Annotated in this window: 5 protein-coding genes and 1 pseudogene; all 6 read right to left on the reverse strand. The window is 74.0% G+C overall.

Annotated elements, in window-relative coordinates; translation table 11 throughout:
• Window positions 1-870: sugar phosphate isomerase/epimerase (locus DI272_RS08835; protein WP_258314494.1), on the reverse strand; the 870-nt coding region annotated here is incomplete at its 3' end.
• Window positions 867-2,003 (reverse strand): SCO3242 family prenyltransferase, encoded by a 1,137-nt coding sequence (locus DI272_RS08840; protein WP_109494810.1) that lies wholly within the window; start codon window positions 2,001-2,003, stop codon window positions 867-869. The genes DI272_RS08840 and DI272_RS08835, both read right to left, overlap by 4 nt.
• 284 nt (window positions 2,004-2,287) lie before the next feature.
• A pseudogene (locus DI272_RS08845) lies at window positions 2,288-3,466 on the reverse strand (inositol-3-phosphate synthase); the annotation flags it as partial.
• Between the two features lie 110 nt (window positions 3,467-3,576).
• Window positions 3,577-4,932, reverse strand: coding sequence for a ThuA domain-containing protein (locus DI272_RS08850; RefSeq protein WP_109494811.1), 1,356 nt, complete (start codon window positions 4,930-4,932; stop codon window positions 3,577-3,579).
• Window positions 4,933-4,946: 14 nt separating this feature from the next.
• Window positions 4,947-5,237 (reverse strand): hypothetical protein, encoded by a 291-nt coding sequence (locus tag DI272_RS08855; RefSeq protein WP_109494812.1) that lies wholly within the window; start codon window positions 5,235-5,237, stop codon window positions 4,947-4,949.
• An 85-nt stretch (window positions 5,238-5,322) separates the two neighbouring features.
• Window positions 5,323-6,063: sugar phosphate isomerase/epimerase (locus DI272_RS08860; protein WP_258314495.1), on the reverse strand; the 741-nt coding region annotated here is incomplete at its 5' end.

Raw genomic sequence — 6,063 nt, forward strand, 5'->3', positions numbered from 1 at the left:
GGCTGCCGCGTGCAGGAAAGGGAGGGAGTGTGCGGCGTAATGGGGGCCGGCGTGGGAGTGGCGGGGCAGTTCGACGACGGTGAGTCCCCGGTAGCCGCTGTCGGCCAGGGCGGCGAGGACGGGCGGGAAGTCGATCTCGCCGTCCCCGAACGGCAGGTGTTCGTGGACGCCGCGGCGCATGTCCTCGATCTGGACGTGCCGCAGCCAGGGGGCGGCGGCACGTACGCAGGCCTCGGGAGGGAGGGGTTCGAGGCACTGGCAGTGACCGATGTCGAGCGTCAGGCCCAGCGGCTCCGGGTCGTCGAGCATCCGGCGCAGCCGGTGGAAGTCGGCGAGGGTGGCGAGGAGATGGCCGGGTTCGGGTTCCACGGCGAGCGGCATGCCGGCGGCGGTCGCGGCGTCCAGTACGGGGGTGAGCGCGTCGGCCAGCCGTTTCCACGCCGAGTCGGTGTCCTCGCCCGCCGGGGTGATCCCGCTGAAGCAGTGCACGGCGTGGGCGCCGAGATCGGCGGCGACCTGCACGGCACGGACGAGGAGGTCGACGCGGCGGGCGCGGTCCTCCGGGTCCGGGTCGAGCAGGGACGGGCCGTGTTTGCGGCGCGGGTCGAGGACGTAGCGGGCGCCGGTCTCCACGGTGACGCCCAGCCCTAGTGCCCCCAGTCGCCGGGCGACGCTTCGCGTGCGGGCGGCCAGGTCGGGGGCGAGCGGGTCCAGGTGCATGTGGTCGAGGGTCAGGCCGACGCCGTCGTAGCCGAGGTCGGCGAGCAGACCGAGGGCGTCGTCGAGGCGAAGGTCGGTGAGGCCGTTGGTGCCGTAGCCGAAGCGGAGGGGGGTGCGGGGCCGGTGGGCGCCGGGGGCGGGGTGGGTCATGTGACGCTCACCTTTCGTGCGAACTTCCTTCCGAGCGGGGCGAGTGCGGCGACGAGCAGGGCGCCGGTGCGGGCCCCGGAGCGGGCGGTGAGGGCGGCCTGGAGCGGAATCGTGGCGCGGATACCGCTGCCGACGGCGCGCTGGGTGAGTGGGGGTGAGGGGTTGAGGGCGGCGTGGACATAGGGGCGGGCGACAGTGGCGGCGTAGGCGGCGGCGAGGGCGGTGTCGAGGAGAACCGGTGGCGTACGGGTGCTCGGGATGGCTCGGGGGCTGCCCGGTGCTGTGGTGCCCGGCAGACCGGGGGCGGCTGCTGTCCCTCGGTCTGCCGGGGGTCGGGAGGTGATCAGGCGGGTCAGGAGGGCCGTCGCGGCCAGGGCGGCGAGGGGCGGCAGCGGTGAGCCGTCGCGGGTTTCCTGACGGGAGACGGTGGTCACCGCGAGGGTGTGGGTGCCGAGCAGTGCGGCGGAGGGGAGGGCGTCGCGGGTGCGGCCGGTCGTGGCCGCGGCGCCCAGCAGCAGGTCCAGGCCGCGGGCCGCGGCCATGGCGACCGGGCCCACCGGCGTGTGCTTCAGCGCGAGGTCGTAGGCCCAGACGGTGGCGGCCAGGGGGGTGGCGACCGCGAGGGCGGGGCGGCCGGCGCGGGCCGCGAGCGTCAGGCCGGCCGCGGTGAGGACGCAGGCCGCCGTCAGTGCCTCGGCTGGTCGGACACGGCCGGAGGGGATCGGCCGGCGGGGGCGCTCCGCGGCGTCCTCGGTCCGGTCCGCCCAGTCGTTGAGGGCCATGCCGGCCTCGTACAGGCAGAGGGAGGAGCCGATGGCGAGCAGGGTGCGGGAGTCGGTGCGCGCGGTGGTGGTGGCCGCGCCGGCCAGGACGTCGCCGGGGACCGTGAACAGGGCGGGCAGCCGGAGAAGCTCGACCCAGGCACGTACACGGCCCGACCGCCCGGCACGCGCACCCGCGGCACCTCGGGTGCGCGCAGGCCCGGCTCCTTCGGCGTGGGCAGGCTCCGCCCCGCCTGCGCGCGCACGCCCCGCGCCTCCTGCGCGGGCACCCCCCGTCACGCGGGCACGCACCCGCTGCGCCACTGCCGCACGTACACGCTCTGCCACACCGGCACGCACCCGCTCCGGCATCACCGCGCCGCCCCGTCGAGGGCGCCGCCGAGCTCCGTGTCATCCGGCCGCCCCGGGACGCCGTGGGCACGCACGTCACCGGACCGCCCAGGGCCGCCGGGCCTGCCTCGGCCGTCAGCGACATCGGGCCCGGCCTCACCGCCGGACCCGCCGGGCCCGCCGGGCCCGCCCTGAGCGCCAGAAACGCCGGGCTCACCCTCACCGCCGAACCCGCCAGGTTCACCCTCACCGCCGAACGGACCGAACCCGCCGAATCCGCCGGCCCTGCCAGTCCCACCAGTCCCGCCAGCCACGCCAGGCCCGCCAGCCCCACCGGCCCCACCACCCCGCCGCCCCACAGACCCACCGTCGTTCCGCCACCGCGCCGCCAACCCCACCAGCGCCCGGTACTGCTCCCCCAGCGCCGCGGGCCCCTCCCCCACCGGGTCCTTGAAGAAGAAGCCGAGGTCGGTCAGCGGGCCGGACCGGCCCGTTTCGTGGGCGCGGGCGGTCAGGCGGGCCAGGTCGAGGACGAGAGGCGCCGCGAGGGCGGAATCGCAGCCCTGCCAGATGGTCTGGAGGATCATGCGGGTGCCGAGGAAGCCGTCGAAGGCGATGTGGTCCCAGGCCGTCTTCCAGTCGCCGAGCGCGGGGACGTCGTCGATGTGGACCCGGCCCGCGGGGGCCGCGCCCAGGGTGTCGGCGAGGACCCGTTCCTTGCCCGCGTTCTTCGCCGCCGCGGCGGCCGGGTCGGCGAGGGCGGCGCCGTCGCCGCCGCCCAGCAGGTTCGTCCCGGACCAGGCGCGGACGTCCAGCGCCCGCTGGGTGAACATCGGGCCGAGGACGGATCGCAGCAGCGTCTGCCCGGTCTTGCCGTCGCGCCCGGCGTACGGCAGACCGCTCGCCGCGGCCAAGGGGGCGAGCGCCGGGTGGTGCAGGCCGGTCGAGGGGGTGAAGTTGACGTACGGGCAGCCCGCGCGCAGGGCCGCGGCCGCGTAGAGGGAGCTGGGTGGCAGCTCGCGCCCCGTCGGTGCCGGTTCCGTGGAGGCCACGTTCACCACCACCGCGCGCGTCAGCCGGCACCGTCGTACGAAGTCCTGGATGTCCGTGGCGAAGGCGGCGATCAGTTCGTCCTCGTCGCGGGTGTCGCCCGCCACCGGCCCGCCCGGTCTGATCTCCGCGTCGGCCGCGGCGAGTTCGGTGGCCACTGCGGCGGGGAGGCCGGGCGGGAGGACGCCTCCGGCCGCGAGTGCCTCGGCCCGCTTCGGGAGCGGGCAGTCCACCGTGTCGTGGCCGCCGAAGACGAGGGCGGACAGGGGCGGCAGGCCACTGCCGGCGAAGGGCGGGGTCTCGGTGACCAGGCCGACGGGCGGGTGCAGGCCCGCGGTCACGGCGGCGGCCCCGGCGACGACGGTGGTGGCGACGGAGCCGCGCGCCCCGATCAGCCACACGCCGACCCGGGATGCGGAAACGGACGCGGACATGGGCAGCCTCCTTGTCGAACGCGTCACCGATGAACTCCCCCGCAGGGGAGCGCACTTGCGGAGGTGAAAAGACGGCGGGCGGGAGTCCGGCGTCCCCCGCCCGCCGTCGCTCAGTCGCCCTGCGAGGTCTTCGCGGGCAGTTCCTTGATACGGACGTTCCGGAAGGACACCTGGTCGTCGGCTCCGTGGTTCTGGATGCCGAGGTGTCCGTCCCGCAGGCTGCGGGCCGGGTCGGTGTTGGTGAAGTCGTTGATCTTCACACCGTTGAGCCAGACCCGGAGTCGCTCGCCCTCCACGCGGATCTCGTACGTGTTCCACTCCCCCGGCGGGTTCAGCGCGCGGTCGCGCTTCTTCAGGTCGGCGGACTGGAAGCCGTAGACGGAGCCGGTGGTCTTCTCGGGCACGTCGGTGGCGTCGATCTGGATCTCGTAGCCGTTGTTGACGGCCGACCACGGGTCGTCGGAGGGCGGGAAGCCCACGAACACACCGGAGTTGTCGTCCCCCTCGACGCTCGCCATCCTCCAGTCGAGTTTCAGGGAGTACGAGGTGAAGCCCGACGCGGCGTACCAGAGCATCCCCATGCCGCCCGACGAGGTGAGCGTGCCGTCCTCGGCGAGGGTGAAGGAACCCGGACCGGCCTGCCGCCAGCCGTCGAGCGAGGCCGCCGTGCCGTCGAAGAGCGGCCGGTAGCCGTTCTCCGGGCGGCAGTCGGCCTGGGTGTCGCCGATCGCGTACCGGATACCGCCGGCGAGGTGGGCGCGGAACAGCGGGTCGGCGTACGACTCCTTCGTGTGGCCGCCGCCCGTGTAGAAGGCCCGGCCGCCCTGGTAGTTCTGGCACCAGGCGATGGGATGGTCGCCGTTCATGGTGCCGCCGGTGTACGAGGACTCGTCCAGGGAGGCGAGCACATGGACCCGCTCCCGGGGGTTGGAGCGGTAGTTGTACCACTCGTCGGTCCGGTTCCAGGTCCGTGCCAGGCCAGAGGTCGCCGGGTGGGCGCGGTCCTCGACGGTCACCGTCGCGGGCTGGATCGCCGGGTGCGACTGGAAGTAGGCGCCCGCGAGGCCGCCGTAGAACGCCCAGTCGTACTCGGTGTCGGCGGCGGCGTGGATGCCGACGTAGCCGCCGCCGTGCCGCATGTACCCCTCGAAGGCGGTCTGTTGTGCGGCGTCGAGGACGTCGCCGGTGGTGGACAGGAAGACGACCGCGTCGTAGCGGCGGAGGTTGCCGGAGGTGAAGGCGGCGGCGTCCTCGGTGGCGTCGACGGAGAAGCCGTTGCTCTCGCCGAGCTGCCGCACCGCGGCGATGCCCTCGGGGATGGAGTCGTGCCGGAAGCCGGCCGTCTTGGAGAAGACCAGGACCCGCTTGCCGTCGTCGCCGCCCTGTGAGGCGGCCGGTCCGGAGACGCATCCCAGAAGGACCGCCGCTCCGGCGACCGCCGTTGCCGTACGGGTGGTTGCGCGCATCACACGTACCTCTCTCAGCCGGTCGTGAAAGTGAAGTCGTCCACGTCGAACAGGGCGCCGTTGCCGGTGCTCCCCTTGAAGGCGAGGTGGAGCGAGGTCGTCCCGCCGGGGGCCCGGACCTGATGGAAGTCCTCGGCGGCGGCCGAGCCGGGCCCCTCGCCGGCGACGGCTGCGCCGGCCTGGGGTGCGGTGAGGGTGAGGGTCGCGCCGGCCGGCAGGGTTCCGCCGACCAGGGCGAGGGCCTTGGGGAAGGTGAGGCGTGCTCTGTGGGTCTCGGATCTGTTGGAGCTGTCTTTCCCGTGCACGAATGCCTCCAGAACGGGGCGGGTTGTACGGGCGGGTGCGGTACGCCGGGATGCGCCGTCATCCCGGCGGGTCAGAAGTGCGCGGTCAGTTGCCGAAGGCGGCGTCGAAGGAGGCGGTCGGGGGTTCGAAGTCGTAGGCCTTGAGGTGGCGCAGTGCCTCGAAGGCGGCGTCGAAGGAGGCGGTCGGGGGTTCGAAGTCGTAGGCCTTGAGGTGGCGCAGTGCCTCGGGGGCGCCCTGGAGGCGGTCCATGCCGGCGTCCTCCCACTCCACCGAGACCGGACCGCTGTAGCCGATGGAGCCCAGCATCCGGAAGACGTCCTCCCAGGGCACGTCGCCGTGGCCGGCGGAGACGAAGTCCCAGCCGCGGCGCGGGTCGCCCCAGGGCAGGTGCGAGCCCAGGCGGCCGTTGCGGCCGTCCAGCCGTGTGCGGGCCTCCTTGCAGTCCACGTGGTAGATCCGCTCCCGGAAGTCGTACAGGAAACCGACCGGGTCCAGGTCCTGCCACACGAAGTGCGAGGGATCGAAGTTCAGCCCGAACGCGGGCCGGTGCCCAACAGCCTCCAACGCCCGCCGGGTGGTCCAGTAGTCGTAGGCGATCTCGCTGGGATGCACCTCGTGGGCGAAGCGGACCCCCTCGGCGTCGAAGACGTCCAGGATCGGGTTCCAGCGGGCGGCGAAGTCCTCGTAACCGCGCTCGATCATCGCCTGCGGCGCGGGCGGGAACATCGCCACCAGATGCCAGATCGCCGACCCGGTGAAACCGATCACGGTGTCCACCCCGAACGCGGCGGCGGCCCGCGCGGTGTCCTTCATCCGTTCCGCCGC

The organism is Streptomyces sp. Act143, from assembly GCF_003143935.1.
Taxonomy (GTDB): Bacteria; Actinomycetota; Actinomycetes; order Streptomycetales; family Streptomycetaceae; genus Streptomyces.